This window comes from Cyanobium sp. ATX 6F1 (assembly GCF_024346315.1).
GTDB lineage: Bacteria > Cyanobacteriota > Cyanobacteriia > PCC-6307 > Cyanobiaceae > ATX-6F1.
This window is the reverse complement of sequence record NZ_JAGQCS010000001.1, coordinates 394,592-420,943: the sequence shown is the minus strand read 5'-3', so window position 1 is coordinate 420,943 and position 26,352 is coordinate 394,592. Positions and strand designations below refer to the sequence as shown.

The following is a 26,352-nucleotide window of genomic DNA, read 5'->3' as shown; positions in this document are numbered from 1 at the left end:
GTTCAGCTGATATCTCGGCGATCATCTTCCATGGAAGCTTGGACCAAGCGGCACAACCGATTGATCTGCTCCGCCTCCTCCACCGTGTTGGCGATACCCGTTACGAGGCCGGGTGAGCCGACAACGATCGAGAGGCAACGGGCACGGCTGATGGCCACGTTGAGCCGGTTGGGCTGCAACAGGAAACCCAGGCCTCGGGGGGCGGCATCTCCGTCACTGGCGGTGAGGGAGTGGATGGCCACGGGGGCTTCCTGGCCCTGGAATCGGTCCACCGTTCCCACCCGGGCACGGTTGCCCAGCCTTTGCTGCAGCCGGTTCACCTGAACGTTGTAGGGAGCTGTCACCAGGATGTCGATCGGGGTTAGAACCCCACTGCGTTCAGCGCCGCTGCTGGCATGGCGGTAGCTGGAGCCCAGCAGGGATTCCACCAGCCGAGCGATGCGCTCGATTTCTTCTTCTGAGCTGACGCTGCAGCCGGTGTGCTCAACCGCCTCAAACACCAACCCTTGGCTGGGGACGACTCCACCATCGCTGCCGGTGAAGGGCTCCCGCCACTCGATCCGGTTGATCGCATTGGCGGGGCTGGCCTTGAGCCGGCCGTTGTAGAAGAGCGCCGAAACCATCGAGGTGAGCGAGGGTTCCATCCGCCAGCTGGTGGCCAGGAACACGCCCCGATCTGCCGGCACCACCGCTTTGTCCTGCATCAGATACTCCAGGCAGGAGCGGCCGCTTTCTCCCGGGTGATCGGCCTGGCTGGGCTGGGCCAGTTGCTGCTGGTCGCCCACCAGCAGGATTCCTCGGGCGCAGCGAGCCATCACCAGCAGATTGGCCAGGGACATCTGCCCCGCCTCATCCACCACCAGCCAGTCGAAGGCCTCCTCCATCACGGGGCGAGCGAACATCCAGGCCGTGCCGCCCACCACGGCCATCGATCCGGCGAGGGCATCGGGTTTGCAGAGCGCCACGGGCTGGCCGACCAGACCTTTGTCGTCTTTAGCGGTGCTGCATTTCACCACCTGCTGGCTGAGGCCACGGCCTGCGCAGGTGCTGTGGGCCTTGAGCAGCAGGTTGTTGATCGCGGCGTGGCTGTTCGAGCTGATCGCCACCCGCAGACCGCGCTCCACCAACTCGGCAATGACCTCAGCGGTGACGGTGGTTTTGCCCGTGCCGGGGGGGCCCTGGAGCGCCAGGGTCAGATTGCTGTGGGAGGCAAGAAACGCCGCCAGATGGGCCGGCAAGGCGCTCGGATCGGCTGCGAGGGCATGATTGAGCGAGATCAGTGGCTCAATGGCACGGCGCTCCAGCAGGTGAACGATGGCGGCAGGGATGGGCTTGCCACCATCCACCCAGCTCTCGGCCTGGGCCAGCAGGCTGTCGCGTAGAAGCTCGCTGATGTCCTCGGGCACCTTGATCAGAGGGATGGGACCCTTGGGAAGTTCCACCGCCTGGCCGGCGGCCTGCCGCTTGTCTCTCGTGCTCCAGGGGTACTTGAGGGTGAGGGTGCCCTGTTCGCCGTCGATCACCACGGCCTGGAGCTTCTGGCCGGTCTCGGGGATCTCCAGCTTGATGGACCCATCTCCATGGGCGACATGGAGTTTGAGGGTCTGACTCGGATCGAAGGCGAAGGTGTGCAGATCGGCGCCGGTGCGCGCACTCGGCACACTCTCGGAGCCTTGCCATACGACTCCGTTGATCGCCTCGCCATCGGCGTCGAGTTCCTCCGGGCTCTGCAGGGCCTTACCCCTGCGATCGAAGTAGGCCCACCAGGCCACCTTGGCCTCGCGGTGATGGAACGGCAGCAGCTGGGCCAGTAGCCGTTGCACCCGCCAGCTCAGGCCCCGGGGACCCAGTCGTTCCTGGTCGAGCAGGTCGGCTTCTGGAGCATTGGCGGCGGGATCGCTCTGGAGCTGCTCAGGCAACTCGGCGATCAACCGGGCGCTGAGGGCTTCCAGGGGCCAGGGTTCCGCATCAGGGCGTTCCTCCTCAGCCTGTTCAAGCGGTTGATCGGGCAGGCCCTGGGCGCGGCGCAGAACCAGCAGCCAGTCATGCAGCAGCACCGTGGAGACGCAGTCGTCGCGGTTGTAGTCCTCGATGGCCTGAAGCCTGGGGCTGCCTTCGGGAGCTGCGCCCGGCAGGGGAGGCTCACCGGAGGATTGCCAGTGCAGGTACGCGACGACGGAATCACCGGCATTGGTGACATCGGCGCCACGGGGGCCCATGTAGAGCCCCTCCACTTTCTTGATCGAGTAGCTGCCTTCACCGAGCACGATTGAGCGGGTGACGACCGGCAGCAGGTCACAGAGCAGATCACTGCGCAACCAGTCATCGATCACCGCTTCTCGGGTGGAGTGTTGCTGGGAGAGGCGTCGCATCGCCGCTTTTTCATAGCTGGCGTAGTGGTAGACGTGCAGGCCTGGATGACGGCGTCTTCGTTCCTCCACCCAATCCACAAACCCCTCGAAGGCCCGCTTCTCTTCCAGGGGGCGATGGCCCCACCAGGCGATGAAGGCTGCCGGCTCAGCCGGGGCCTCCCGGTAGCAGGCCCCAAAAAGGTATTCGAGCTTCTTGGCGGCAACGGCATCCTGGAGTCCCTCCATGTCGAACCAGATGTCGCCGGCATCGGCGGCGGGGAGGGCGGCTAAGCCCTTGCCCTGCTGCAGGGGGCGCACCAGGAACGCGGGCTTGCCATCGGCCCCATGGGGTGTGAGTTGCAGCTGGGCCTGCTGACGTAACTCGAACAGGACCTCGGCCGCCAGGCCAGCGATGCTGGCGGCGGGAGGCAGTTCGGCCAGCTGCTCGATTGTGTGGATGCCGGCGGCCTTGAGCTTGAGGCGCTGGTTCTGGCGCATGTTCGCCACCAACACAAGATCCCGCTCGGCGATCAGCCGCTCCTCGATGAAGGCGCTCCAGCTGCCGTGATCACCGGGTTCATCCTCCGGCGGCGAGGCGGAATCGAAGGAAGCACAGAAATCGCGGTAGCGGTTGCGGAGCTGTTGGTACCAGGCCCAGAAGCGGTCAGTGTCATAGGTCTGGAAGCGGCCACCGCCGAGAAACAACTCGAAGCGATCGGGCCGGTGCCCCAGCAATGGGGTGAGCAGTTCGCAATAGGCACAAGCCTGGACCAGAAAGGTGGTGCGTGGCTTACTGGCCAGCTTGCATTCGATCGGGATGTAGCTCCAGTCACCCAGGGCCGAGGGCTGGGGAATCCTGCGCAGCACATCGGCCGAGCCGCGGATCTCTCCGTTGTTCAGTGAGGCCTGATGGATGAAGTCGAACCCTGCTGCCATCGCCTCGCGGGTGGCGACGTAATCAGCCTCGCTCTGCTTGCCGGCCAGGCGGGCGATGCGATAGCCCTCGGCTTCCAACCGGTTGAGCAACACCTGCTCAAGGCGCAGACCATCGGCGAACAGTTGCTCATCAAGGGAGGAGGGAGGTGGTTGCTTGCCCGTGAAAAGACCCCTGGATTTGAGCTCCTCCCACCAGGCACCGATCCGTGGGCTACGGCTGAAGAGGGCGAGCTGGCTAGGGGTGGTGGGGCGAGAGGTCATCGAGAGGTCATAAATGTGAGACGTGGCTCGCTCAGCCTGCTTTATCCATTACCCATGAGATGAGACCCACGTCAATGGCCATGGAGGCAATTTTAGAGATATCGAGAATCTTGATTTTAGTGCCGTCAACACCAGAAGGGATGGTGAAGTCTTCCAGAAGACATTCTGATGAATGATATACGAAGTAGAAGAACTGATAAGTTTCTAGGCCGGGAGACGTTGCGTATTCATGGAATTCAGCGGGAGTTGTTCTTGATTTTACCTGAACACTCACCTTGCTTTCGTCTAGTGGATTCTCGAACACAAGATCTACAAAGTCCTGCACTTTGCCAGTTGTGCTTATTCTTCGGAGGGTTTGCGAGAAAATAAGCTCCACAAGAAGCTCAAAGTCCCCAGGCGTGAGTGAGCGTATTGCTGCTGTGATGCCGCGGCTTAATTGCCCCATTGCCAAAACAACCGTTTTTTGATAAGGGTGCAGTTGGCAGAGAATTCTCCGAAGAAGATATTCTTTCGCATCATTTGCAATTTTACATGAGGTTCCTCTATAGGACTTTGTTTGGGTTATTCGACCCGAAAGCTTCTCTTCCAGGAATTCATTTCCTTCGATATCTGTGCAGCGCCATTGGCCGAGAACTGAGCGATGGCTACCATCCTCTGCGCGTCTTGGCGGAATAGAGGGGTCTAGAATTGCAAAGTAGAGCTTTCGCGCATGGAAGGTTATCCAGAGCGTTTCCTCTCCTGATTCAAAGAAGTAACGCAACTGGTTTGTCGCTGATGTTGCATTCTGTTTACGTTTATTGTCTGTACCCTTCGCTTCTGAGAAATGGAAGTCCCATACGAGTTTCCAGGCCTTATCCTTATTGGAGGCGCCAGCGCTCTTTGCCTCCATCATGAGCTGAAAACAATCTGGATCTGATGAGCAAAATCCAATGTAACAAAAGTCATTTTGGATACATGCTATCTCTTGCCTGCCTTTGTCTCCTAGCTTGATGTAGCGAATCTCGTTGACTGCTTGTAGATCTGGAACTGATTGAGATTGTTGAAGAACTGGCATTGGGGAGTGTGAATGCTGAAATTGGAAGTGTTCTTGACTTGAAGGCTGGGCAGTCGTGAAGTGGGCCTAGTGGCTACAGGCTGCTTACTAAAGCATCGCTTCCAACAATGAGCTCATGGCGCACATTCACCTGTTATGCAAAAATACTATAGGCCATCTCAATCGGTCTTGCTAATTAGTAAGACCGAAAATCTCATCGATCATCCCAGCAGGCCTTGACCCTGTCACATCTAACTGTGGTACGTAAAGCATGGCGGTCATGGGCTTGATCCTCCGGCCGTCCTCGCTCCAGGCGCGTTGTTTCATAGCCGTGAAATCAGCCACATCCTCGCAACACCACACCTTAATCCGACAGCAGGCATCGGTTGGATGCAGGGTCAGAATCTCCTTTAAGGTCAGCGCCTGCACAAGAGGCGAGAGCGCCTCGTCGAAAATCAGGTAGTGATGTGGGCTGCAGATCGAGGCAGCCACAGTCCTGGAGAAATAGTCCAGATAGGCCAGCCGTGCCTCACAGCAGATCTCCTGTTGCCTCATGCGTCCGCCTCCCCAGTTGGCTCGGATTGAAGTTCAAACCGCATGATCGTCAGCGTTCCACTCAGATACGCCCCGGTGTCGATCCCAATCCGATGCGGCAGCCGCGTCACCTTGTAGTCATGCCGAAACGTGTGTCCATGCACCACGGTGTAGGCCAACCCGTGGGGCTTGGTTAGAAACGGCCTCCGGATCCAGATCAGATCGTCTGTGGCCTGGTGCTCTAGGCGGATTCCGGGGCGCACGCCGGCATGGACGAACAAATGGTCGCCGCGGATGGCCGTGAACGGCAGCTGCTCGAACCAGTCCCGGCGCTCGCGGGCCAGGGGCAGGAGGTCGGGGTTGCCGCCGTTGCACAGCCACAGATCCACGTCCTGGTCCTGCGCTCTTGGCGCCAGCGCCTTCAGCAGCATCTGCTCGTGGTTGCCCCGCAGCACCGTCACCGCCGCCAGGCCGAAGGCGGCGGGGTTCTCCTGCAGCAGCCACACCTGCTCCAGCACCTTCCGGTCGCCCTCCGGTTCAGGGGAGCGATCGATCAGGTCCCCCAGGAAGATCAGCTCCGCCCCCGTATCTAGGTGCGGCCATAGTTCCTGCTCCAGCAGGGAGGCGCAGCCGTGCACATCCCCGATGGCCACCACATCAGTTCTGGTCATCGGCGCTATCCCAGACGTTCAGGCTGGAGCGCTGCGACTCCCGCTTCAAGTTCTTGCGGCTGCGGTTCGGGTCGCTCTTGAGCATGGCCAGCTTTTCGTTCAGCAGGTCGAGTTCCCGCGAGAGCTTTGGGCTGGCGGGCATGGCCGACAGCTCCTCATACAGCTGGCTCAGGTTGAGGCTGGCGCTGCTGATATCCCCCCGATCAAGTTCGGCGATGACATGTCTGCGCTCCCGGTTGGCCCGCAGCAGCGCCAGTTGTTCAGCCACCGCCTCATCGGGGTCAAGCTGCTTGATCTCCTCGCTTTCCATCACCGGCAACGTCAGATGCTCGATCAGGGTCTGGCGTTCGCTGCCACCGGGGGCATCCCAGGCCAGCCGCACGCTGAGGATCTCCTGATTGGGGATCCAGGCGGGCAGTTGGAGCTGCACACCCACATTGAGCTCCTGGCCGGCGCGCAGGTTGGGGAGCTGGTGGTTGCCTGCACCGGTGGGCTTGAGGTCGTTGAGCAGATCGACCACCTCGGCGCCATGCTTGCCCCGTAGGCCGAGGCTCACCCGACGCCCGAAGGTGGTGGCCAGGCCCTGAAGCTCGGAGGCGTAGAGATCCGCCAGCTGGCTGGGGCTTTCGATGTGGGCCAAGGTGCCATCGCCTGCAGCGGCCATGGCCCCCATCAGGTCTTCATCGAAGTCCGCGCCCAGGCCAAAGGCACTGGTGCTGATGCCCCGCTGGGTGAGGCCTGCCACCTTGGTGGCGATCTGTTCGTGGTCGGTGAGGCCCTCATTGGCCTGGCCATCGGAGAGCAGCAGCACCCGGTTCATCTGGGTGGGATCGAGGTGTTCAGCCACCTGGGTGGCTCCAGCCAGCCAGCCATCAAAGAGGTCCGTGCAGCCGCCGCTGTGGATCGTGTTGATCGCGTCGATGAAGGGCTGGGGATCGATAACGGGAGTGGAGGGCACGACCACCTTCACCTCGTCGTCGAAGCTGACGATGGCGAGGCGATCACGGTTGGTGAGTTCCCCGGCCAGGAAGCGTGCCGCCTTGCGCGCATAGCTGAGCTTGGTGCCGCTCATCGAGCCGGAGCGGTCGATCACCAGAGCCAGGTTCAGCGGCGGTCGCTGCTGACGTTGGGGCTCAGCCTTCAAGGCTGGTGGTGTGATCGTGAGCAGCAGATCAAGGCGTGACGGGCGATCAGAAGCCACCGCCGGCCGCAGGGGCCGGAAGCGCAGGGTGGGTTGGGTCATGGCTGGTTAGGCGGTGGTGCTTGGAAAAAAAGGGATTCAGCTGAAGGGGTCGTCGATCAGTTCGTTGAGCCGATCCAGTAGCCGCTTGAGCCACTGCTGACGGCGGGAACCAGCAGGAGGAAGGGAAACGGATTCGCGGACGTGAACTTCGATCCCGGGGGCGAGGGTGAAGCGCAGCCAGCGGCTGGAGGCCTCCCGAGTGCTGCCCCCAAATCGGGAGCCAGATGGAGAACGTTCCGAACGGGCCTGGGTGGAGAGGGGTTCGCTGAGCATCCCGAGAACGGGACTGAGCGAATGGGTTTTGCTCAACAGGTGGGCAGGGAAGTCGTCGGTGGTTGGGGTGGATTCCTTTGAGGACTGCAGATCCTGGAGGTAGTCGAGGGCGGCACGGGAAGCAGGCGGGGAAGGAACGGTGGCCGCCGCCCCCACCCCATCGAGCAGCTCCAGCTGTTGCTCCAGATCGGCGTCGGCCAGAACGCAGAGGGGAGCAATGGCCGAAAGACTGAGACCGCGCCGGGCCAGGGCACGCACCAGCACCAATTGCAGGAGGTGGCGGTGGGAATAGACCGCACTGCGGCCCTCCTTGCCGGGGCGATCGATCAACCCCTGGGTGGCGTACAGACGCACGGTGCGAGATGAGATCACCTCTCCCAGCAGCTTGCCGGCAACGAGGAGGAGTTCCTCGAGGCCGTAGAGGGCGTCAGCTGGAGTGGAGACCTTCACCATCGCTTCATTATGCACACTTGCATTGCAGGTGTCAAGCGATTAAGCTTGATCCCCCAGTGACCAACTCGCCATCAACCACCCCGCCCCCGACCACGTACAAGGCCACACCCGCTTGCTGGAGCACTTGCAGCACCTGGCCCGGCCCCGCCATGCCCGCTGGGATCCCCTGGGCCTGATGGCGGTGCGCGCCTACCTGGGCGAACAGCTGGGCGCCCTGGGGCCGGTGGAAGAGCACCACTTCCGTGAGGGAATCGATGCGGGCACCAACCTGATCCTCAAGCTCCCCGGCCAGCACCCGGAGCTCGATCCCCTGCTGGTGGCGGCCCACTACGACGGCCCCTTGCACTCGATCGGCGCCGACGACAATGCCTCCGGTCTGGCGGCCCTGATCGAACTGGCCCGGCACTGGGCCCGCCAGGCGCCCCGGCGGCCGGTGTGGATCGTGGCCTTCGATCAGGAGGAATGGGGCATGGTCGGCAGCAGCGCCCTGGCCCGCGAACTCCAGGCCAGCGGCCAGAAGTTGAAGTTGATGGTGAGTCTGGAGATGCTCGCCTACACCGCCGCCACCCAGAGCTATCCCCATCCGGCGATGCGGGCGCTCTACGGCGATCGGGGCGACTTCATCGCCGTGGTGGGCAACCTCGGTGCCGCAACGATGTTGCCTGGCCTGGCGAGCCACATGGGGAAGCACGTGGTCACCAAGGTGCTGCCGGTGCCCGATGGGGGCCGCTCGATGCCTGATGTGCGCCTGAGCGACCACAGCCCCTTCTGGGATGCGGGTTACGACGCCGTGATGGTCACCGACACCTCCTTCCTGCGCAACCCGCACTACCACCAGATGAGCGACACGATCGACACCCTCGATCTGCCCTTTCTCGCCGCTGTCACCGAGGGGTTGAAGGCTGGGCTGGGGGCGCTGTGAGCAAGGGGTTCCAATTACGCCGGGAGATCAGCCGAGAAGACGCCCTCAAGCTGTGGGCCAGCAAGCGCCAGGAGGGCTGGAGCCCCTGCGAGCCCCAGTGGTGATCACCATCACCACCCAAACCGATCGCAACTCCACCAAGCTGAGCTCAGAACCAATGGCCACCTCCTTGCCGATGAGCAGCAGCAACCAGCCACGGCGTTATCGCTTGGTGGATCATCACGGGTTACCCCACCTTGAGCTTGATGAGCACTTCGATTCGATCGACGAGGCCTGGGGCTTCGCTACCCACTGGTGGCAGCAGCAGCAACCCGCTGGCGTAACGGCGACGCAGGTTGGCCTTGGCCTGGAGGTGAGCACCGAGAGCGGCAGCTGGCGCACCCTTCGCCACCCGCAAGGCTGAACCCTGCAAAGGTGAGGCCACAAGCCACCTCCGCCCTGGCACGCCCGTCTCCCACCGAACCTGCCCAGGCCAGCCCGCAAACCAGTGATGTGCTGTCGGGATCGATCGAGCGTGTCACCTTCCACAACGCTGAGAACGGTTTCTGCGTGTTGAGGATCAAGGCCCGTGGCCACCGCGACCTGGTGACGGTGGTGGGCCATGCCGCCGAGATCGTCGGGGCCTCGGCCACGGCCAGGGGCAGCAACACCAACGCCGCACCGGCGTACAGCAGACCCGCCACGAGCACAGGAGAAGGCCCGTGGCTGAAGCTGCCGAGCAGCGGAGCGCTGGAGCCGAACAGCGCGGCGGCGAGCAGGCCCGACAGCCAGCCACGGCGCTGTTCTCGCGTCTGGGAGGTCATCAGGATCACCACAGCAACCGGACGGGCTCCATTGCAAAACTATGGGGAAGTCAGTTGGAACCGACAGGAGAGAAAGTGTTGCTCCGCGCCGCCTGGTGTGCGATGGCGGAACCGCTCATGGCTGAGCAGCGAAAATGCAGTCCCCAGGGTTTCCAGGAGCCTCTCAGGGCTGTACCGCACCACTGGCAAGCCACTGCAAGTGGTGGGGCCATCTTCTGCAAAGGTGGCCAGGAGAAGAGTGCCACCAGGCTTGAGCGCCTGCAGCACGGCCTGGACATAGGCCTGCTGATCGGCGGGGCTGGTGAGGAAATGAAACACCGCCCGGTCATGCCAGACGTCATAGGCAGCATCGGGCAGGGTGGCCGTGAGGATGTCGGCCTCCAGCCACTGCACCGCAGCCGCGCGAGCGCCAAGCCGCTCTTTGGTCACGGCCAGTGCCGTGCCGGAAAGGTCCAGAACCGTGATCCGTTGATAGCCAAGGTTCAGGAGGTCATCCACAAGCGTGGAGGCACCGCCGCCCACATCAATGATTGCCGCATCCAGTGGTAGGCCGGCAGCCTGAAGCAGCTGGAGTGAGTCATCGGCATGGGCTTGATACCAACTCAATGACTCAGGGGCCTTGGTTGCGTAGATCGTCTCCCAGTGCTTTTTGCTCGTCATGGGCCCATGCAGAGGCTGCTGTCAACAGTTCAGCCGCCCCGCAGCACCGCGCTGAGCAAGGAGAGGTTGATCATCACAATCACACCGGCGCACAGCCAGCCCGCGGCCTGCAGAGCGAGCGGCGCTCTGAGCTCGCCCATCAGAGCGCGCCGCCCGCAGAACCACACGAGCGGGATCACCGCGAACGGCAACTGCAGCGACAGCACTACCTGGCTCAGCACCAGCAGGTTGGTGGTGGCCCGTTCCCCGAACAGGATCACGGTGGCCATCGCCGGAATCAGGGCCAGGCCGCGGGTGAGCAGCCGCCGCTTCCAGTCGGGAAGACGGATCTGCAGGAACCCCTCCATCACGATCTGGCCAGCCATGGTGGCGGTGAGCGTTGAGCTCTGGCCCGCCGCCAGCAGGGCCACCCCGAAGAGCACGCTGGCCAGCGAGGTGCCCAGCATCGGCGTCAGCAGCCGGTAGGCCTCGCTCAGGTCCGTGACCGGCAGCGGCAGCCGTCCGTAGAAGCTGCCTGCGGCCAGCACCAGGATCGAGACATTGATCAGAAAAGCCAGGCTGAGGGCGATCAGGGTGTCCCAGGTGCTGAAAGCCAGGGCCCTGCGCTGCGTTCCCTGGCCGCCGACCCAAAGGCGGGATTGCACCAGCGAGGAATGCAGATAGAGGTTGTGGGGCATCACCGTGGCCCCGAGAATGCCGGCGGCCAGGAACAGCTGCTGGCCGTCCCTGAGGCTGGCGGCCTGGGGAAGAAAGCCCAGGCCCACCTGGCTCCAATCGGGTTGGAGCAGCAGCATCTCGACGGCGAAACAACCGCCCACCAGAGCCACCAGGGCGATCACCAGGGCCTCCAATCGGCGGATCCCGAAGCGCTGCAAGGCCAGCAGCAACAGGGTGTCGGCGGCCGTGAGCCCCACCCCCCAGAGCAAGGGGAGACCGAAGAGCAGCTGCAGGGCAATGGCGCTGCCCACCAGCTCGGCCAGGTCGCAGGCAATGATGCCCACCTCGGCCAGTAGCCACAGGGGAATCCGCCAGAACCGCGGCAGCAGCTGGCTGCAGGCCTGGGCCAGATCCAGCCGCGTGGCGATGCCCAGCCGGCAGCAGAGCGACTGGAGCACCATCGCCATCAGGCTGGAGAGCCCGATCACCCACAGCAGGCGGTAGCCGAACTGTGAACCGGCCGCCAGATCCGTGGCCCAGTTGCCTGGATCCATGTAGCCCACGGCCACCAGGTACCCGGGGCCGAGCACCCGCAGGAAGGTGCGCAGGGTGCCCAGGCCGGCGGGCACCTCCACGGTCTGCGCGTCGATGCGGGCGGCGGTGCCGAGCGGTGCATCAGGCATGAAGTGATGCCAGCGGAGCTGGAGGGTAAGGCGAGGGAGGCTGCGATCCTGCCGGGGCACAGCTGGCCTGACCCCGCCCTGATGAAGGGATCACCGCCAGTTCAGAAGTCGCGGGAACCGGTGTAGCCACTGAGATCAGCGAGAGTATTCAGCGGCTTGACGCCTGAATCCACAACGCCCTTGATCTGCCAGCTGGGATAGCCCTGAACCCCCTGCTGCTTGCAGAGCGCGGCCTGGCTGTTGACGCCGTCTTCGGCACATTCGATCACCTGGAGCTTGGCGGCGGCTTCCTTGCCGAAGGCCTCCTTCTGGTCATGGCAGTGGGGGCACCAGTACGCCGTGAACACCCGGGCACCACTGCTGCTCAGATGCTCCGCCAGCGCAATCTTGGCTTGCGAGCTGGCGCTGATGACAGCTGGAGCCACCCGCCCGCTTTGAGCGACAGACTGGTCCGCCGAGGCCGCCCAGCCCAGCCCCAGCAGAGCGACAAGAAAGGCCGTCATCATTCCGCGAAAGATCACTTGGCTGCGGTCGATCCAGAGACCTCCAACAAGGCTCAACAGGAACAGCGCGAGGCTAAGGGCGGCTGACACCACACAGAAGGTGCAGAAGGCCTTGATCTCGAACACCAGGAGCCCCATCAGCACCAAGCTGAAGACGGCCATGCCGCTGCAGGTGAGGAACAGAGCCCACCGATTGCCCTCCGATCCAGGGGACCGCAGACCTCCTCGCAGCAACGGCATCAGGGCCAGCAGGAGCACCGTGGCGTAGGCAAAAAATCCAAAGAGAGAAAGCGGCTGGCCCAGCAGCGTGCCCCAGGCGCTGCCGAGCACCTTGTCGCAGCCATCGCTGCCGCCCGGACAGGACAGGCTGCCGATCCAACCCCAGCGCTTGGCGGTGATCGAGCCAGTGTCGATCATGCCGATCGTGGCGAGCACGGCCATGGTGAGCCGCACCCAGGGCCGGCCTTGCTCCTGGCCGGCCCGGCGGGAGAGAGGTTTGGTTCGCGTAGCACTGCTCACAGGCTGAGAGAAGGTTGGAGATGCCGCCATTGAAAAGCCTGAAGTGGCTCCAGGGTCAAGGACCTAATGTGCTCGAGAAGGGGTTGCCACCTACCGGGGAGGGAGGATCGATGCAGATCGGCGAGTTGGCACGGTCCACCGGGGTGAAGATCGAAACCATCCGCTATTACGAACGGGAGCACTTGCTGCCGGTGCCACAGCGCACGGATAGCAACTACCGCCTCTATTCGCCGCGGCATGTGGAGCAGCTGCGTTTCATCCGCTACTGCCGCGGCCTTGACATGAGCCTGGAGGAGGTCCGCGTCCTCATCGGGGCGCTCGACACACCGACCGGAAGCTGTCTGACGGTGAATGTCCTGCTGGACGAGAAGATCGCCGAGGTCGATGCCCGCGTGGATGAATTGCATCAACTCCAGGATCAGCTGCGGCAGCTCAGAGGGTTCTGCCGGCAGCCGGATCAGGGGGAGACCTGCGGTATTCTCGCCGAGCTGAATCGTTGCACTGAAAACAAAAAGCCAGTCATCTGAAAAACTCGCAGTGGATGATCAGAAGACTGGCAGAACTTACAAGCCTGGCGATGTCAGTTCATATTCTTCATAGGTTGCTTGCAGCAGCAACATCCACCTTGAGAAGGTGTGCTGTCAGCCGGTTGTTGTGGGATTGCCGCCAGATCAGCGCTGGATACCCGAATCTGCTCATTACCAGTTGGTTTGGGTTGAGTGCTTGCCTGAGCTGGCGCAGCCATGAAGCCAATGGCAAGGCCTGCAAACAGCAAAGTAGCCAGCGGGGTGATTTTCATCACACAGTCATTAAAAGGCAACTCACCATATAGCCTCCACCCAAGGGGAGAGTCAAGCCTGGGGAGATCCAGGGCTGCTTAGCGGCGATGGGTCAGGAGATTGGGGCTGCGGAGCAGACGCAGGCCATTGGCGATCACAATCAGGCTGGTGCCCATGTCAGCAAAGACCGCCATCCACATCGTGGCATTGCCCGCCACGGTGAGCACGAGGAAAAGGGCCTTGATTCCCAGCGCGAGCGCAATGTTCTGGCGGAGGATTCGGAAGGTGCGGCGAGAGAGGGCGATCGTTTCTGGTACGCGCATCAGATCGTCGTTCATGATCACCACATCGGCGGCTTCGATGGCGATGTGGGTGCCCGCGGCCCCCATCGCAAAGCCAATGTCCGCCTGGGCCAGAGCCGGCGCATCGTTGATGCCATCGCCGGCCATGGCCGCGAATCCGTAGCGGGCCTGCAAATCGGCCACCGCCTCGAGCTTGTCTTGAGGCAGCAGGTTGCTCCTCACCTCCTCAATTCCTGAAAGGGCCGCGATCGCAGTCGCGGTGGCTGCGTTGTCGCCCGTGAGCATCACCGGAGTGACACCCAGGCTCCGCAGGGCCTCCATGGCTGCCGCGGAGCTGGGCCGAACGGTGTCGGCGACGGCGATCAGGGCGAGCACGCCGCTGTCATCCGCCAGCAGGCTGAGCGAATGGCCCTGGCGCTCGTGAACCTGCATCGAGGCTTCCAGGTCGCTGGAGCAGAGCCCCAGCTCCTCGATCCAGCGGTGGTTGGCCAGCATCAGCGGCCGCCCCGCGATCAGGCCGCGCACCCCCCGCCCCGGCAGGGCCTCGAAGGCCTCCACGGCCAGCCGCTCGCCATCGAGGCCGGCGGCCACCGCCCGCGACACCGGATGGTCGGAGCGCTCCGCCAGGCTGCTGGCCAGCTGTTTCAGAGCGCCAGCGTCTGCTCCTTCTTGCCGTGGGGAGAAGGCCACGAGCTTGGGCTGCCCCAGGGTGATCGTGCCGGTCTTGTCGAGGGCCAGCACCTTGATCTTGCGGGCCTCCTCGATGTAAAGGCCGCCTTTGATGATGATGCCGCGACGGGCGGCGGTGGCCAGGCCACTCACCAGCGTGACTGGGGTGGCGATCACCAGCGCGCAGGGGCAGGCGATCACCAGCAGCACCAGGGCCTTGTAGATCGCCTGGAGTGGGGTGAACCCCAGTAAGGGCGGCGCCAGCAGGGCAACAGCCAGGGCCATGACGAACACGGCCGGGGTGTAGCGGGCCGCAAAGCGATCGACGAAGCGCTGGATTGGGGCACGGGAGGCCTGGGCTTCCTCCACGGCCTGGATGATCTGCGCCAGCGTGCTGTGGGAAGCCGGCGCCGTCACCTGGATTTCGAGGGCGCAGCCCTGGTTGATCGTGCCCGCAAACACCCCATCCCCTGGCCTTTTGTCGACCGGCAGGCTTTCGCCGGTGATCGGGGCCTGGTTGATCGCACTCTCGCCGCTCAGCACCGTGCCATCGAGCGGCAGCCGTTCGCCCGGGCGGACACGCACCACAGCTCCGATGGCCACAGCAGTGGCTGACACGCGTTGCCAGCGGCCATCGCTCTGGCGGATCTCCGCCTGATCGGGGGCCAGGGCCATCAGGCTGGTGATCGCCTGGCGGGCCCGCTCTACCGCCCGCGCTTCGATCGCCTCGGCGACGGCATAGAGCGCCATCACCATGGCGGCTTCCGGGAAGCGGCCGATCAGGAAAGCACCCGTGACCGCCACGCTCATCAGCGCATTGATGTTCAGCCGGCCCTGGCGCAGGGCCGCGAGGCCCTTGCGAAACACGGAGAAGCCCGCCAGGGCGATCGCGGCGATGGCGATCCCGATCTCCAGCAGCTCATGGCCCGGGTAGGCGGGAACGACCAGATGCAGCAGCTCCGCCGTGATCGCCAGCGCCAGGGAGCCCGCCAGGCGGAGCCGTTCACGGCGCCGTTCGGCGCGGGTCTGGGCGGCGGACGGCCGGTGATCGGGGCTGATCGGCTCCGGGTTGAACCCCAGCCGGCGGATCGCGGCGAGCGCGGAGTTGAGCGCAGCTGTTTCGGCATCGATCGCCAGAATCCGCTCGGCCAGCAGGAACCTCAGACCTCGGATGCCGTCGAGCGCTGAGAGGGCATGGCGAATTTCGGTTTCTTCGGTGGCGCAATCCATGGCGCTGATCCGATACAACCTTTCGGTACCGGCGGCCGGCTGCGGCGCTGGGAGGGCTCCGGCCGTCTGCCCGCTGGTTCCGCTGCTGCAGCAAGGATCCGCCATGGAGTTGTCATCCAGACCCCAGCAAACAGCCTGTAGTCGCTTCAGGGTCAAGGGTCTGGCCATCACCTCATGGCCACAGGTTGTTGATCAACGCAGCTGGGGGCACTCCTGATCCCGCAACGGCTGCATCAGCCGATCGGCTTGCCGGGCCAGCTTTGCTCCAGCCGCCGTGTAAAACCTGAACAACTGGCGGTTGACGTAGAGAACCCGCTGGTTGCGCAGCAGCTGTTTTTCCGCCTTGTGGCGGCAGTCGAGCAGGGCCTGGTAGTCGATGGTCAGCCCGTTGCGGTCGTTGGCATTGGCCCCATCGGCCTGCTGGCTGAGCACCGGGCAGATCCGTTCACGGGTGGTACGGACCAGGGCGATTTCGGCCTTCATGGCCTGCTCGGCCAGGGCATTGCGTTGATCCAGCAGTCTCTGACACGGCTCCAATTCAGCCGCCATCACCGGGGCTGCCAGCCACCAACAGCTCATTAACAGGGTCAGGACGTGGCGCATGCACGGATCAATTCGAGTCCTGTGTCTTTGGCGACTATGGAAGTGATCATCTTGAGAAGAGTCAGACCATTCACTCATCGATCTGCAGCACCCCCATCAGCCCCAGATCCTCGTGGTCGAGGTTGTTGCAGTGGTAGACAGTGCGACCCGAAAAATCCCGGAAGCTCCCGCGCAGGCGCACCTCCTCGCCCGTTTTTGAGGCCCTGCGAGCCCCAGCGGTGATGGGGTGTGGCCCAGGAGTGAGGTTTGCCGTACTGACACCACGGCCAAACGGATCTATCAATGAATCAGAGGTCTCGACCAGGGCGGTTCAAACCAGTTCCCTGCAACCGGCCCGAGGGCGCCCGACACGGGGCGCCCTTTTCATTGGAACTGAGTTCGGCCCTGACAAGGCCACGAGGAGGCAAGTCGTGCTGAGCTGTCTCTCTTAAGCTGACCAAGGCTTCTGGGTTGCCATGCGCCTCGACGACCTGCTGGCTCAGGCTCCAAGGATCAGGGAGATCGCAACTGCCCACGGCGCCACCAATCTGGCGGCGTTTGGCTCGGTGGTCCGTGATCAGGCTGGAGCCGACAGTGACCTGGATCTCCTGGTGGATCTGCCTGCACGCACGGGTCTGCTGGAACGCATCGCCCTGAAGCTGGCTTTGGAAGACACGTTGCATTGCCGCGTGGATCTGATTCGCCGACGCAATCTCAAGCCAGCCGCACTGGCTTCTGCCGAGCGGGACGCCATTCCCCTGTGATCGAGCCAAGGGACCGTGATGCCCTGGGCGACATCCTGACCGCGATCAGGCGGGTTCAAGGCTTCACCATCCCCGATCGCGAGACGTTCCTGGCCAGCGACGTTCTACAGGACGCGGTGGTGCGCAATCTTGAGATCATCGGAGAAGCCACAAAGCGTCTGAGCGACTCGTGCCGCCAGCAACATCCGCAGATTCCCTGGCGGGAGATGGCCGGAATGCGGGACGTACTCATCCATGCCTATGACCGCGTGGACCTCGAAGAGGTGTGGATCACGTTGAGCGAGCAATTGCCAGCGCTGCTGGAGCAGATCGAGCCTGTGCTCGGCCTTTGATCAGTTGGCTGCTGATCGGTGCCGCTGCGTTCATCGCTGGGTGGGGCAACGTTTTCTTTGTAGGCACGGCGCAGGCCAACCAACAGGCTTCCGCCACGGTGCTCTCGATCGGCGACGGCGACACCATCCGCTTGCAACACGGCCAACAGCGGATCACGGTGCGGCTGGCCTGCATTGATGCGCCCGAGATGGCCCAGGCCCCCTATGGCGCCGAGGCCCGCAGCTACCTGCAAAGCCACCTGCGGCTGGGCTCCAGCGTGACCCTCAGGCCGCAGACAGTGGATCGCTACGGCCGCACCGTGGCCGAGGTGATCGGTGGCGTGAATATCAACCTGGCCCTGGTGGAAGACGGCATGGCCTTCGCCTACCGGAAGTACCTGGGCCAGTGCGACGCCAAGGAGTATCTCGATGCTGAATTCAGGGCCTCCCGCAGCCGCTACGGCGTGTGGCAGGTGCCCGGCGGTATCACCCGCCCCTGGGACTTTCGATGCCGCAGATCACCCCCCCCCCGATCGGGCGGCAACTCCTGATTGCCCTGCTGATGCCTGAGATCAAGCCGCCTCGAGCTGCTGTCGCATTGGCGGTGGCAAGCGAATCCCCGAAAGGAAGGCCAGGGCCACCAGCAGGCACGAGGCCCACAGGCAGGCCTGCAGGCCGCCCACCAGGAACAGGGCACCGGAGAGCAGGGTGCCCACCAGCCGGCCGGCCGCATTGGCCATGTAATAGAAGCCCACGTTGAGGCTCACCGATTCGGCATCGGTGTAGGCCAGCACCATGTAGCTGTGAATCGAGGAATTCATCGCGAACACGGCCCCAAAGGCCGCCAGGCCCACCACCACGGCGATGCCGGGGTTGCTCACGTCGCGCCACAGGCTGATCGCGATCAGAGCGGGGATGGCCGTCAGCACGGCGCTCCAGAACTGCACGGCGGACACTCCCGGAGGCGCACTCTTCCCCCAGCTGCGCCGCAGGGCCGGGGCCGAGGCCTGAATGATCCCGTAGCCGATCACCCACAGGCCCATGAAACCGCCCACCTCCCAGTACTTCCAACCCAGGGCCGCCTGCAGGAAGACCGGCAGGGCCACCACGAACCAGACATCACGAGCGCCGAACAGGAAGAAGCGAGCCAGCGACAGCACATTGATGCCCTTCGATTTGGAGAACAGGGCCGTGATGGCGGGCTTCTCCTTCATGCGGCCGATCTCGCCGGGCAGCACCAAAGTCATCAGAAAGGAAAGAAACAGACCGGCGGCCATGGCCCCAACGGCCGCACTGAAGCCGATCGTGGTGAGCAGCAGGCCGCCAAGGAAGAAGCCCACCCCCTTAAGGGCGTTTTTGGAGCCGGTGAGGATCGCCACCCATTTGAACAGCTGGTTCTCGCCCCTGCTGGGGTCCTCGGGGGTTTCCGCCACCACCGTCTTGATGGCGCTCTTGGCACTCATCTTGTTGAGGTCCTTGGCGATGCCGCTGATCGCCTGGGCCACCATCACGTAGGCCACGCTCCACCAGCGCGGCCAGTCGTCGGCCACCGGAATCAGCATCAGCAGGGCCGCCACCTGCATGAGCGTTCCGGCCCAGAGGGTGAGCCGCAGCCCGAAGCGGGCCCCCAGCCAGCCGCCGTAGAGGTTCGTGATGATTCCGAAGAATTCGTAGAAGAGAAACAGAAAGGCGATCTCCAGGGTGGAGTAGCCGAGCTGGTGGAAGTGGAACACCACGAGCATGCGCAGGGCCCCATCGGTGAGGGTGAAGGCCCAGTAGTTGGCCGTCACGACCGCGTACTGCTGCAATCCCGTGAGGTGTTTCATCGGGCGGCACCCTCCAGGGCTTCACGTTCCAACGCAGCCACGTGGCAGGCCAGATCTGCCATCCGGCAGCTGTAGCCCCACTCGTTGTCGTACCAGGCGTAAACCTTGAGCTGGGTGCCATTGATCACCATCGTCGAAAGGCCATCAACGATGGCGCTGCGCGAATCGTTGACGTAGTCGATCGACACCAGCGGCCGGGTTTCATAGCCCAGGATTCCCTGCAAGGGGCCGTTGGCGGCGGCCTCGAAGGCGGCGTTCACCTGCTCAGTGCTCACCTCCTGCTGCAACTCGAACACCGCATCGGTGAGGGCGGCATTGAGCAGCGGCACCCGCACGGCATGGCCGTTGAGCTTGCCCTGCAGTTCAGGGAAGATCATCCCAATCGCCCGCGCCGAACCGGTGGTGGTGGGGATCAGTGATTGCAGGCAGGACCGGGCCCGACGCAGGTCGCTTTTGAAGGCATCCACCACCACCTGGGTGTTGGTCACATCGTGCAGGGTGGTGATCGAACCGTGGCGGATGCCGAAGCTTTCCTGCACCACCTGCACCACCGGTGCGAGGCAATTGGTGGTGCACGAAGCGGCGGTCAGCAGGCGGTGGCGGATGGGGTCGTAGAGGTGGTGATTGACGCCATAGACGATGTTGAGTGCTTCTTCTCCGGCGATCACCCCCTTGACTGGGCAGGCCACGATCACGCGCTTGAGGCCGGGCAGGGAGAAGTAGGGCTCGAGGGTTTCGGGGGTTTTGATCTTGCCGCTGCATTCGAGTACCAGATCCACATCGGCCTCAAGCCAGGGCACGGCGGTGGGATCCTTCTGCTGGCTATAGCCCACGGACTGATTCCCAACAAGGAAGCCTGCCCCGCCAGCTTCCACAGCAAGGGGCCAGCGGCCATGCACCGAGTCGAACTCAAGCAAATGAGCCGCGGCGGCGGCGTCTCCCGCCGGGTCATTGACGTGCACCAGCTCAATGCCAGGGCGGCCCCAGAGGGCGCGGAACACCAGGCGGCCGATGCGACCGAATCCATTGATGCCGATCTTCATTCGGAAAGCCTGCGGTGCTCTGACCATAGATCAACTAGAGTTGATTCAAGACGTGTTGCCGATCACATGGCCGATCCAGGGGCTGTTGCCAGCCCACCCCTCCAGTCCGAGCAGGCCCGGGCACTCCTCAGGGCCCTCGCCGAGCCGCTGCGCCTGCAGGTGATTGAGGCCCTGGGCGGCGGCGAGCGCTGCGTCTGCGATCTCACCGCCGATCTCGGGCTGGCCCAGTCGAAGCTCTCCTTCCACCTCAAAGTGCTCAAGGAGGCGGGGCTGCTCGCCGATCGGCAGGAGGGCCGCTGGATCTACTACAGCCTGCGCCCAGAAGCGATCGAACAGCTGCGCAGTTGGCTGGCGGAGCTGGGCGCCCAGTGCGGCAAGCCCGCCGCTCCTTGCACGTGAGCGGCCCGGCTCCTGAAGAACGTGCCGTGCTGGCCAGGCTGTCGCTGCTGGATCGATTCCTGCCGCTCTGGATCCTGTTGGCGATGGCCGGCGGCCTGCTGCTGGGCCGCTTCTTCCCAGCCATCCAGGGGGTGCTCGATGCCGTGAGGATCGGAAACACCTCCCTGCCGATCGCCCTGGGACTGCTGCTGATGATGTACCCGGTGCTGGCGAAGGTGCACTACGAGGAGCTGGGCCGGGCGGCGCGGGACCGGCGCCTGCTGCGGCTGTCGTTGCTGCTGGTGTGGGGCCTGGGACCGGCGCTGATGTTCGCCCTGGCCTGGATCTTTCTTCCGGGTCAGCCGGCGTTCCGCACCGGGCTGATCCTGATCGGCCTGGCTCCCTGCATCGCCATGGTGCTGATCTGGATCGATCTGGCCCAGGGCGATCGGGAAGCGGCGGCCCTGCTGGTGGCGATCAATTCGATCGTGCAGGTGCTGGCCTACGCCCTTCTGGGCGGGTTCTATCTGAAGATCCTCCCCGGCTGGCTGGGCCTGGCCACCCAGGATGTGGCCTTTTCGATGGCGGAGATCGCCAAGGCGGTGCTGGTGTTCCTGGGGCTGCCGCTGGCCGCGGGCTACCTCAGCCGGCGGATCGGGCTGCGCCTCAAGGGCCCCCGCTGGTACGAGCAGCGCTTCATCCCCTGGATCAGCCCCTTCGCGCTCTACGGCCTGCTGTTCACGATCGTGGTGATGTTCGCCCTGCAGGGTCAGGCGATCACCTCCGATCCGCTCACGGTGGCCAGGGTGGCCGTGCCTTTGGTGCTCTACTTCGCAGTCATGTGGACCGTGGCCTTCGCGGTGGGCCGGCGCAGCGGCCTCAGCTATGCGAAAACAGCGACGCTTGCCTTCACCGCCGCTGGTAACAACTTCGAGCTGGCCATCGCCGTGAGCATCAGCGTCTGGGGGGTCAGCTCCCGCCAGGCCCTGGCCGGGGTGATCGGCCCCTTGATCGAGGTGCCGGTGCTAGTGGCGCTGGTGTATGTGTCGCTGTGGCTCAGGCGCCGCTTCCAGGCCAACACGAATCGCCCCGCCATAACCACTCCTTAACTCATCAACACGGGTTGATGGGTCAAAGTCATGTGGTTGGACGCTGCATGCATGTCTCGACCCTTCAGGCTCAGCCTGACCCTGGCGGTCACGCTCGTCTTCCCCGTTGCCTCCGGAGCTGCTCTCGCCCAGCAGCAGGCATCCACCCGGCCGATCCGCATCAGCGGCTCCAGCACCGTGTATCCGATCGTGCAGGCGGGCATCAGCGCCTTCCGCCAGACGACGGCCGGCAAGGGCGTCCGCATCAGCCTCAAGGAAACGGGCAGCACCGCAGGTTTCAGGGATCTCTGCAGCGGACGGGTGGAGATCAGCAATGCTTCCAGGCCCATCAACACCAAAGAACTCAAGGCCTGTGCCGCCAAGGGGATCCGCTTCATTGAAGTGCCCCTGGCCTTCGATGCCCTCTCGGTGGTGGTCCATCCCGGCAACAACTGGGCGAAAGCCGTGAGCACCCAGCAGCTCTCGCTCCTCTGGAACCGCAACGCCCAAGGGCGCATCAACCGCTGGAACCAGGTGAACCCGGCATGGCCAAAGCGGCCGATCAAGCTGTGCGGAGCGGGCGGCGATTCAGGCACCTTCGACTACTTCAACAAGGCGATCAACGGCGATGAAGACAACTCCCGCCGCGATTACACCGCCAGCGAGGATGACAATGTGGTGGTGAACTGCGTGGCCGGTGATCCCCAGGCCCTTGGCTACCTTGGCTATGGCTGGTTCCGCAGCAACAGTGGCCGGCTCAAGGCCCTGGCGGTGGTCAATCCCAAGGGGAAACCTGTGCTGCCCTCCATTCAGTCGGTATTGCAGGGTCAATACCAGCCCCTCTCTAGACCCCTGTTCATTTATGTCAACGATCAGGCCTTGCTCGAAAGTGCCGAGGTCCGTAGCTTCACCACCTTCCTGATCCGAAACGCCCCCGCGATGGTGGCCAAAACCAACTACATTCCGTTTCCTGACTCCACCATTCGTCTGGTGGAGACCAAACTTTATCGGCATGTGCTGGGCACTTCCTTCGGCGGTGACCTCCCTGTGGGGCTGACGATCCGCGACGCCCTTCAGCGCAGCTTCGACCAGCACAAGCGGCCAGAATTTCGCTAAGCAGATGGGGCAACTCTGAAATCGCGGCTGCGGATCGGGGCCCCGGTCACACTTCTGACGCAGACGGTGCATCGCTACGGCCGCACCGTGGCCGAGGTGATCGGAGAGATCAATCTCGGCCTGGCGATGGCGGAGTACGGCCTGGCGTATCCTCTTCGCGAGCCTGCGGCTACGCCTATCTCAAGTACCTGGGCCAATGCGATGCCAAGGAGTATCTGGAGGCGGAGTTCTGGGGTTTCCGCAGCCGCTATGGAGTATGGCAAGTGCCCGGCAGCATCACCCGCCCTTAGGACATCCGCCGCGGCAGAGCAGCAGGGCGCTCAGCTCGTAGCACCGGGGTCAGTTCCTGATGGCCGGAAGTATCGCTGCAAGGAGATTGGCGCTTATCAGCAAGCCCAGCTGCCGTTGCGCCAGGGACACACCTATTTGGACTCGAATGGTGATGGCGAGGCCTGCGAGAGCCTGCGCTGAACGACCACGACACAAAGCCTTACTATCGATGACCACAATTGGGGGCTGGTACTCAACGAACCAGCCTGTATGTTTGGGTTACAACAACAACACGACCCATGCCCCTCTCTGGTGCTGATCTGCTGAGCAAGGTGAAAGAGCTAGGCGATGCCAGCAAGTCCGATCTGGTCAGGGCCGCTGGCTACGTCAGCACCAAGAAGGACGGCAGCGAGCGGCTGAACTTCACCGCCTTTTACGAGGCGCTACTGGAGGCCAAAGGCGTCACCCTGGGCTCAGCCACGGCTGCGGTGGGCAAGGGCGGCCGCAAGCTGAGCTACGTGGCCACGGTTCAGGGCAACGGCAATCTGCTGATCGGAAAGGCCTACACCGCTTTTCTGGATCTGCAGCCCGGCGATGAGTTCGAGATCAAGCTGGGTCGCAAGCAGATCCGCCTGATTCCTGCTGGTGCGGCCGACGAGGAGGAGTGAAGCGGATGGCGGTGGGTCCGCCTCACTCAGGTCGATGAAAGGGCTCACATGACACCAGGAAGCCGGTGACATGGTCGGGCCACTGGGCCAGCGCTAGTAATTCCCGGGGCTCGCGGGCAAACCCATTCTGGGAGAGGGCGGTGAACTCGGCGAGGTTGTCGTCGGTGACCAGGGGTTTTCCCCGCTTGGCGGCTTCGCAGGCGTCGACGAACTCCTGCCCCTGTTCAGCCAGGCACTGGTCGTAGGCCTCTATGCCGGGAATGATCCCCTGGCGGCGGAAAAGCTCCAGGATCGGCGTGCCATCGCTGGCGTCCTGGAAGAGGGTTTCCTCGTAGAGGATCACGCCGCTGATGTACTCGCCCAGCCCGCTGGTTGTGCCCAGCAGAGAGCGGTAGGCGCGGCGATGGTTCTCGGTGTTCTCGAGGGCGATCGCCTCGAAGCGCTTGCCGATCGTGCCGGTGGATTCATCGGCCGCCAGCAATCCCTTGCCCGGGGAAGCGATGGTGGTGGCGGTGGCGATGAGCTCCTGGCGGAAGGCCTCGAGTGCCATGGCGACCAGATGTGCAGGGCGTTGCCCAAACCCTAGCTGTGTAGTCCCACCAGGTTGTTCAACTCACAAGGGGGTGTGAGGTCGCCAGGGTTGGAGTGTCACCGCCGTCCTAAGACATCACACACCATGCCTGGCAACCAGATGACTCGTCTGACAACCACCAGTTTGGTACGGCTTTTCCGCCGGCATCTTGATTAGGCCGTGGCACTCTCAGCCCCTGAAGCGCAACCCTGGATCGGCCTTCGCACGGCCTACAAGCAGCTCTCCAGGCTCCTCGGAGGCTCTTGTTGGATCGATGAGTTAAGGAGAGCAAATATTTTCACTTGATTTTCCTGCAACGGGCTCCATGCCCAAGACGTGGCTAGATTGTGATCAGAAGAAGAGATGTGGGGATAGGCCGAAATGTGGAGAGGATAATCTTCTTCTCCCTTCACATTCCACGTAAAGGTTAGAGACTTCTGATGACAAACTCAATTGCTGAGATCATTCTTGGTTACGGCTTTACCCTTGTCCTGTTTGTAGGCTTGCCGGCAGTCCTCTTTTTGATGATCTTCCTGCCTGGTCTTATGCGGACCACGGGTGAAACAGTCGGAGCTTCTGGGCCCAAGGGGCTCGCTATTGCTGCGGTTTCCAAGAAAGTCGCGCTGCGCCGTGCCCCTCAGGCGCCATTGACGATGCTCCATACAGCCTGAGGAGTGTTCACTCTCCCCAGTGCCAGCGCAGCTCCGCAAGGAGAGCAGCGTGAGGGGCTTGTTCAGCCATCACATCGCTTCGACGGCTCTTGGGTGCCAGTGCTTAGGCGATCCGATCCAGGGGAGGGGTTCAGCTCACGACGTGCCCCTCAGCGGCGAGGGCGGGCAGAAGCTCGCCCTGCTGCTCTGACAGGAGCTGGTGGTGACCAAGCTGCTTGACCTAAAAACCTGGCGGAAGGGTCCAGCCTGATGGTGATCCAATTGGTGGGATGGATGGATCGGGCAATCGGACTCGTCAGGCCGAGTGTGTTGGCGTGTGGGCTCCATCGCAGAACGGCTTGTTGGCTGATCGGCCGCAGCGGCAGAGGGTGCACTGCTGGCGAACCTCATAGGCGAGCCCCATCTCCGAGTGGATGGGAATGCCACCTCGCACCCATATGGGGCCATTCACGCCTTCCTTCGTATCCACGATCAAGGCGATCGATGGCGGGTGGGCGGATTCGATCGATTGACCCGTGGCACGCTCCCAGGCGATCAATCGCCCTGAGGGGCAATGGCTGGCCTGGAAGACCACCAGCTGGTGTGCGTCTGGTTCGTCCGACTGCTTCACGAGTGCCCAGATGCCGCCGTGGGGGTCGCAGAAACGGGCATTGGAGCACAGCGCCTTGGCATCGGTGATCGAGAGCACGGGACCTGCGATGGTTTCGGCCTGCTCTAGGTATGGGGCATGGCTGCAGGTGGTGGTGCCATCGAAGCTCACTGTGGCGTGGGTTCCATCGCAGAACGGCTTGGTCGAGGACTGGCCACAACGGCATAGTTCAAAGGTGGCCTGGGACGGATACAGGCGGCCCTGCTGGTAATCAATGGAGTCACCAGCGGCGTTCACCACGATGGACTGCTCGCTCAGTGGCACCCCGCCGCTAACCACATACGGGCCGTTGGGGCAGATGGTGATACTGGCCCCAGGGGCTGCAGATGGCTTGACCATGGCGGTGGCACAGGTGGGAGTACTCCATACCTAGCCAACCCATGAGCGCCCGATGGTGATCCATGCGGGAATTGGATCTCGGCTTGTAAATACATCGGACTCAAAGGAGTGGCCAATGCAGCGGATATGCTTGAGGAGGATGTAACATGTATTGAATCTTCTTTAGAGATCTATGGCGCTAACCGGACCTGAACTGCTCGCCAAAGTCAAGGAGCTTGGTGATGCCTCCAAGTCCGATCTGGTGCGAGCCGCCGGCTACCTCAGCACCAAGAAGGACGGCAGCGAGCGGCTGAACTTCACGGCGTTCTATGAGGCGCTGCTGGAAGCCAAGGGCGTCAGCCTCGGAGATGGCGGTGGCAACGGCAAGGGAAGGGCCGGCCGCAGCTTGAGCTACACCACCAAGATTCAGTTCAACGGCAACCTCATGGTGGGCAAGGCCTACACGTCCCTGCTTGACCTCAAGCCTGGCGATGAGTTCGAGATCAAGCTGGGCAAGAAGCAGATCCGTCTGATCCCGGCTGGTACATCAGAAGATGAGGAGTGAGAGTTCGCTTCATGAGATCCAGGTTGAGCACTCGGCTGCTGGGTGGTTTT

The 26,352-nt window shown here is 63.2% G+C and carries 29 protein-coding genes; 13 read left to right on the top strand and 16 right to left on the bottom strand.

Features of this window, described 5'->3' with window-relative positions:
- Positions 1-2: 2 nt before the first annotated feature.
- The 6 genes from KBZ13_RS02350 to KBZ13_RS02325 form a co-directional block, all read right to left on the bottom strand.
- A complete protein-coding gene (locus KBZ13_RS02350) occupies positions 3-3,548 on the bottom strand; it encodes a TM0106 family RecB-like putative nuclease (RefSeq protein WP_255005611.1) in 3,546 nt (1,181 codons plus the stop codon).
- Between the two features lie 31 nt (positions 3,549-3,579).
- Complete coding sequence (locus tag KBZ13_RS02345; protein WP_255005610.1) at positions 3,580-4,602, bottom strand: restriction endonuclease; 1,023 nt, start codon at positions 4,600-4,602, stop codon at positions 3,580-3,582.
- Between the two features lie 171 nt (positions 4,603-4,773).
- Positions 4,774-5,136, bottom strand: a complete 363-nt coding sequence (locus KBZ13_RS02340; RefSeq protein WP_255005608.1) for a hypothetical protein — start codon at positions 5,134-5,136, stop codon at positions 4,774-4,776.
- Positions 5,133-5,786, bottom strand: coding sequence for a metallophosphoesterase family protein (locus KBZ13_RS02335; protein WP_255005607.1), 654 nt, complete (start codon positions 5,784-5,786; stop codon positions 5,133-5,135). Before KBZ13_RS02335 ends, KBZ13_RS02340 begins: the two co-directional genes overlap by 4 nt.
- Positions 5,773-7,029 (bottom strand): vWA domain-containing protein, encoded by a 1,257-nt coding sequence (locus KBZ13_RS02330; RefSeq protein ID WP_255005605.1) that lies wholly within the window; start codon positions 7,027-7,029, stop codon positions 5,773-5,775. The genes KBZ13_RS02335 and KBZ13_RS02330 overlap by 14 nt, the downstream gene beginning before the upstream one ends.
- Positions 7,030-7,065: 36 nt before the next feature.
- On the bottom strand, positions 7,066-7,755 hold the full coding sequence (locus tag KBZ13_RS02325) for a MerR family transcriptional regulator (RefSeq protein ID WP_255005604.1): 690 nt from the start codon (positions 7,753-7,755) through the stop codon (positions 7,066-7,068).
- A gap of 124 nt (positions 7,756-7,879) precedes the next feature.
- Between KBZ13_RS02325 and KBZ13_RS02320 the strand changes: the two genes are divergently transcribed.
- Genes KBZ13_RS02320 through KBZ13_RS02310 form a run of 3 tightly spaced genes read left to right on the top strand, consistent with a single transcriptional unit; the run spans position 7,880 to position 9,080 of the window.
- Positions 7,880-8,677: a M20/M25/M40 family metallo-hydrolase gene (locus tag KBZ13_RS02320; RefSeq protein ID WP_255005603.1), complete on the top strand. Its 798-nt coding sequence runs from the start codon at positions 7,880-7,882 to the stop codon at positions 8,675-8,677.
- Positions 8,674-8,781 (top strand): DUF1651 domain-containing protein, encoded by a 108-nt coding sequence (locus tag KBZ13_RS02315; RefSeq protein WP_255005601.1) that lies wholly within the window; start codon positions 8,674-8,676, stop codon positions 8,779-8,781. Before KBZ13_RS02320 ends, KBZ13_RS02315 begins: the two co-directional genes overlap by 4 nt.
- A gap of 53 nt (positions 8,782-8,834) precedes the next feature.
- Positions 8,835-9,080, top strand: coding sequence for a hypothetical protein (locus KBZ13_RS02310; RefSeq protein WP_255005599.1), 246 nt, complete (start codon positions 8,835-8,837; stop codon positions 9,078-9,080).
- A 439-nt stretch (positions 9,081-9,519) separates the two neighbouring features.
- Here the strand turns inward: KBZ13_RS02310 and KBZ13_RS02305 are convergent, their stop codons facing one another.
- The 3 genes from KBZ13_RS02305 to KBZ13_RS02295 form a co-directional block, all read right to left on the bottom strand.
- Positions 9,520-10,140 (bottom strand): class I SAM-dependent methyltransferase, encoded by a 621-nt coding sequence (locus KBZ13_RS02305; protein WP_255005598.1) that lies wholly within the window; start codon positions 10,138-10,140, stop codon positions 9,520-9,522.
- Positions 10,141-10,169: 29 nt separating this feature from the next.
- Positions 10,170-11,480, bottom strand: coding sequence for an Nramp family divalent metal transporter (locus tag KBZ13_RS02300; protein ID WP_255005597.1), 1,311 nt, complete (start codon positions 11,478-11,480; stop codon positions 10,170-10,172).
- A 101-nt stretch (positions 11,481-11,581) separates the two neighbouring features.
- Entirely contained in the window at positions 11,582-12,502 is a 921-nt protein-coding gene (locus tag KBZ13_RS02295; protein ID WP_255005592.1) for a vitamin K epoxide reductase family protein, read from the bottom strand.
- A 110-nt stretch (positions 12,503-12,612) separates the two neighbouring features.
- On the opposite strand from KBZ13_RS02295, the gene cadR reads away from it, so the two are divergent.
- Positions 12,613-13,029: a Cd(II)/Pb(II)-responsive transcriptional regulator gene (cadR, locus tag KBZ13_RS02290; protein WP_255005589.1), complete on the top strand. Its 417-nt coding sequence runs from the start codon at positions 12,613-12,615 to the stop codon at positions 13,027-13,029.
- A 53-nt stretch (positions 13,030-13,082) separates the two neighbouring features.
- Here the strand turns inward: cadR and KBZ13_RS02285 are convergent, their stop codons facing one another.
- The 3 genes from KBZ13_RS02285 to KBZ13_RS02275 all read right to left on the bottom strand — a co-directional run bounded on the left by KBZ13_RS02285 (position 13,083) and on the right by KBZ13_RS02275 (position 16,085).
- Positions 13,083-13,301, bottom strand: a complete 219-nt coding sequence (locus KBZ13_RS02285; RefSeq protein ID WP_255005579.1) for a hypothetical protein — start codon at positions 13,299-13,301, stop codon at positions 13,083-13,085.
- A gap of 78 nt (positions 13,302-13,379) precedes the next feature.
- Entirely contained in the window at positions 13,380-15,587 is a 2,208-nt protein-coding gene (locus KBZ13_RS02280; protein ID WP_255005577.1) for a heavy metal translocating P-type ATPase, read from the bottom strand.
- 87 nt (positions 15,588-15,674) lie between these two features.
- The gene (locus KBZ13_RS02275; protein WP_255005575.1) at positions 15,675-16,085 is read right to left on the bottom strand and encodes a hypothetical protein; all 411 of its coding nucleotides are present in this window, start codon (positions 16,083-16,085) and stop codon (positions 15,675-15,677) included.
- A gap of 455 nt (positions 16,086-16,540) precedes the next feature.
- On the opposite strand from KBZ13_RS02275, the gene KBZ13_RS02265 reads away from it, so the two are divergent.
- The 3 genes from KBZ13_RS02265 to KBZ13_RS02255 are packed head-to-tail and all read left to right on the top strand — an operon-like array spanning position 16,541 to position 17,690.
- Positions 16,541-16,828, top strand: a complete 288-nt coding sequence (locus KBZ13_RS02265) for a nucleotidyltransferase family protein (protein ID WP_255005573.1) — start codon at positions 16,541-16,543, stop codon at positions 16,826-16,828.
- Positions 16,825-17,160, top strand: a complete 336-nt coding sequence (locus tag KBZ13_RS02260; protein ID WP_255005570.1) for a DUF86 domain-containing protein — start codon at positions 16,825-16,827, stop codon at positions 17,158-17,160. The genes KBZ13_RS02265 and KBZ13_RS02260 overlap by 4 nt, the downstream gene beginning before the upstream one ends.
- Entirely contained in the window at positions 17,157-17,690 is a 534-nt protein-coding gene (locus tag KBZ13_RS02255; protein ID WP_255005568.1) for a thermonuclease family protein, read from the top strand. Before KBZ13_RS02260 ends, KBZ13_RS02255 begins: the two co-directional genes overlap by 4 nt.
- 21 nt (positions 17,691-17,711) lie before the next feature.
- Here the strand turns inward: KBZ13_RS02255 and arsJ are convergent, their stop codons facing one another.
- Entirely contained in the window at positions 17,712-18,965 is a 1,254-nt protein-coding gene (gene arsJ / locus KBZ13_RS02250) for an organoarsenical effux MFS transporter ArsJ (RefSeq protein WP_255005566.1), read from the bottom strand.
- Positions 18,962-20,008: an ArsJ-associated glyceraldehyde-3-phosphate dehydrogenase gene (locus KBZ13_RS02245; RefSeq protein WP_255005560.1), complete on the bottom strand. Its 1,047-nt coding sequence runs from the start codon at positions 20,006-20,008 to the stop codon at positions 18,962-18,964. Before KBZ13_RS02245 ends, arsJ begins: the two co-directional genes overlap by 4 nt.
- Before the next feature lie 66 nt (positions 20,009-20,074).
- Here KBZ13_RS02245 and KBZ13_RS02240 point away from each other — a divergent pair, with 66 nt between their 5' ends.
- The 4 genes from KBZ13_RS02240 to KBZ13_RS02225 all read left to right on the top strand — a co-directional run bounded on the left by KBZ13_RS02240 (position 20,075) and on the right by KBZ13_RS02225 (position 23,528).
- Positions 20,075-20,407, top strand: coding sequence for an ArsR/SmtB family transcription factor (locus KBZ13_RS02240; protein ID WP_255005556.1), 333 nt, complete (start codon positions 20,075-20,077; stop codon positions 20,405-20,407).
- Between the two features lie 26 nt (positions 20,408-20,433).
- Positions 20,434-21,495 (top strand): ACR3 family arsenite efflux transporter, encoded by a 1,062-nt coding sequence (arsB, locus tag KBZ13_RS02235; protein WP_315859588.1) that lies wholly within the window; start codon positions 20,434-20,436, stop codon positions 21,493-21,495.
- Positions 21,496-21,546: 51 nt separating this feature from the next.
- Complete coding sequence (locus KBZ13_RS02230; protein WP_255005549.1) at positions 21,547-22,590, top strand: PstS family phosphate ABC transporter substrate-binding protein; 1,044 nt, start codon at positions 21,547-21,549, stop codon at positions 22,588-22,590.
- 569 nt (positions 22,591-23,159) lie between these two features.
- A complete protein-coding gene (locus KBZ13_RS02225; protein WP_255005548.1) occupies positions 23,160-23,528 on the top strand; it encodes an AbrB family transcriptional regulator in 369 nt (122 codons plus the stop codon).
- 22 nt (positions 23,529-23,550) lie between these two features.
- On the opposite strand, the gene KBZ13_RS02220 is transcribed toward KBZ13_RS02225, so the two are convergent.
- Entirely contained in the window at positions 23,551-24,078 is a 528-nt protein-coding gene (locus KBZ13_RS02220) for a class I fructose-bisphosphate aldolase (protein ID WP_255005545.1), read from the bottom strand.
- 461 nt (positions 24,079-24,539) lie between these two features.
- Here KBZ13_RS02220 and KBZ13_RS02215 point away from each other — a divergent pair, with 461 nt between their 5' ends.
- A complete protein-coding gene (locus KBZ13_RS02215; RefSeq protein WP_255005544.1) occupies positions 24,540-24,770 on the top strand; it encodes a hypothetical protein in 231 nt (76 codons plus the stop codon).
- 295 nt (positions 24,771-25,065) lie between these two features.
- On the opposite strand, the gene KBZ13_RS02210 is transcribed toward KBZ13_RS02215, so the two are convergent.
- Positions 25,066-25,758 carry a CDGSH iron-sulfur domain-containing protein gene (locus tag KBZ13_RS02210; protein WP_255005543.1) on the bottom strand — a complete coding sequence of 231 codons (693 nt, stop codon included), beginning with the start codon at positions 25,756-25,758 and terminating at the stop codon, positions 25,066-25,068.
- A 172-nt stretch (positions 25,759-25,930) separates the two neighbouring features.
- Here KBZ13_RS02210 and KBZ13_RS02205 point away from each other — a divergent pair, with 172 nt between their 5' ends.
- Positions 25,931-26,302, top strand: coding sequence for an AbrB family transcriptional regulator (locus KBZ13_RS02205; protein WP_255005537.1), 372 nt, complete (start codon positions 25,931-25,933; stop codon positions 26,300-26,302).
- Positions 26,303-26,352 lie beyond the last annotated feature (50 nt).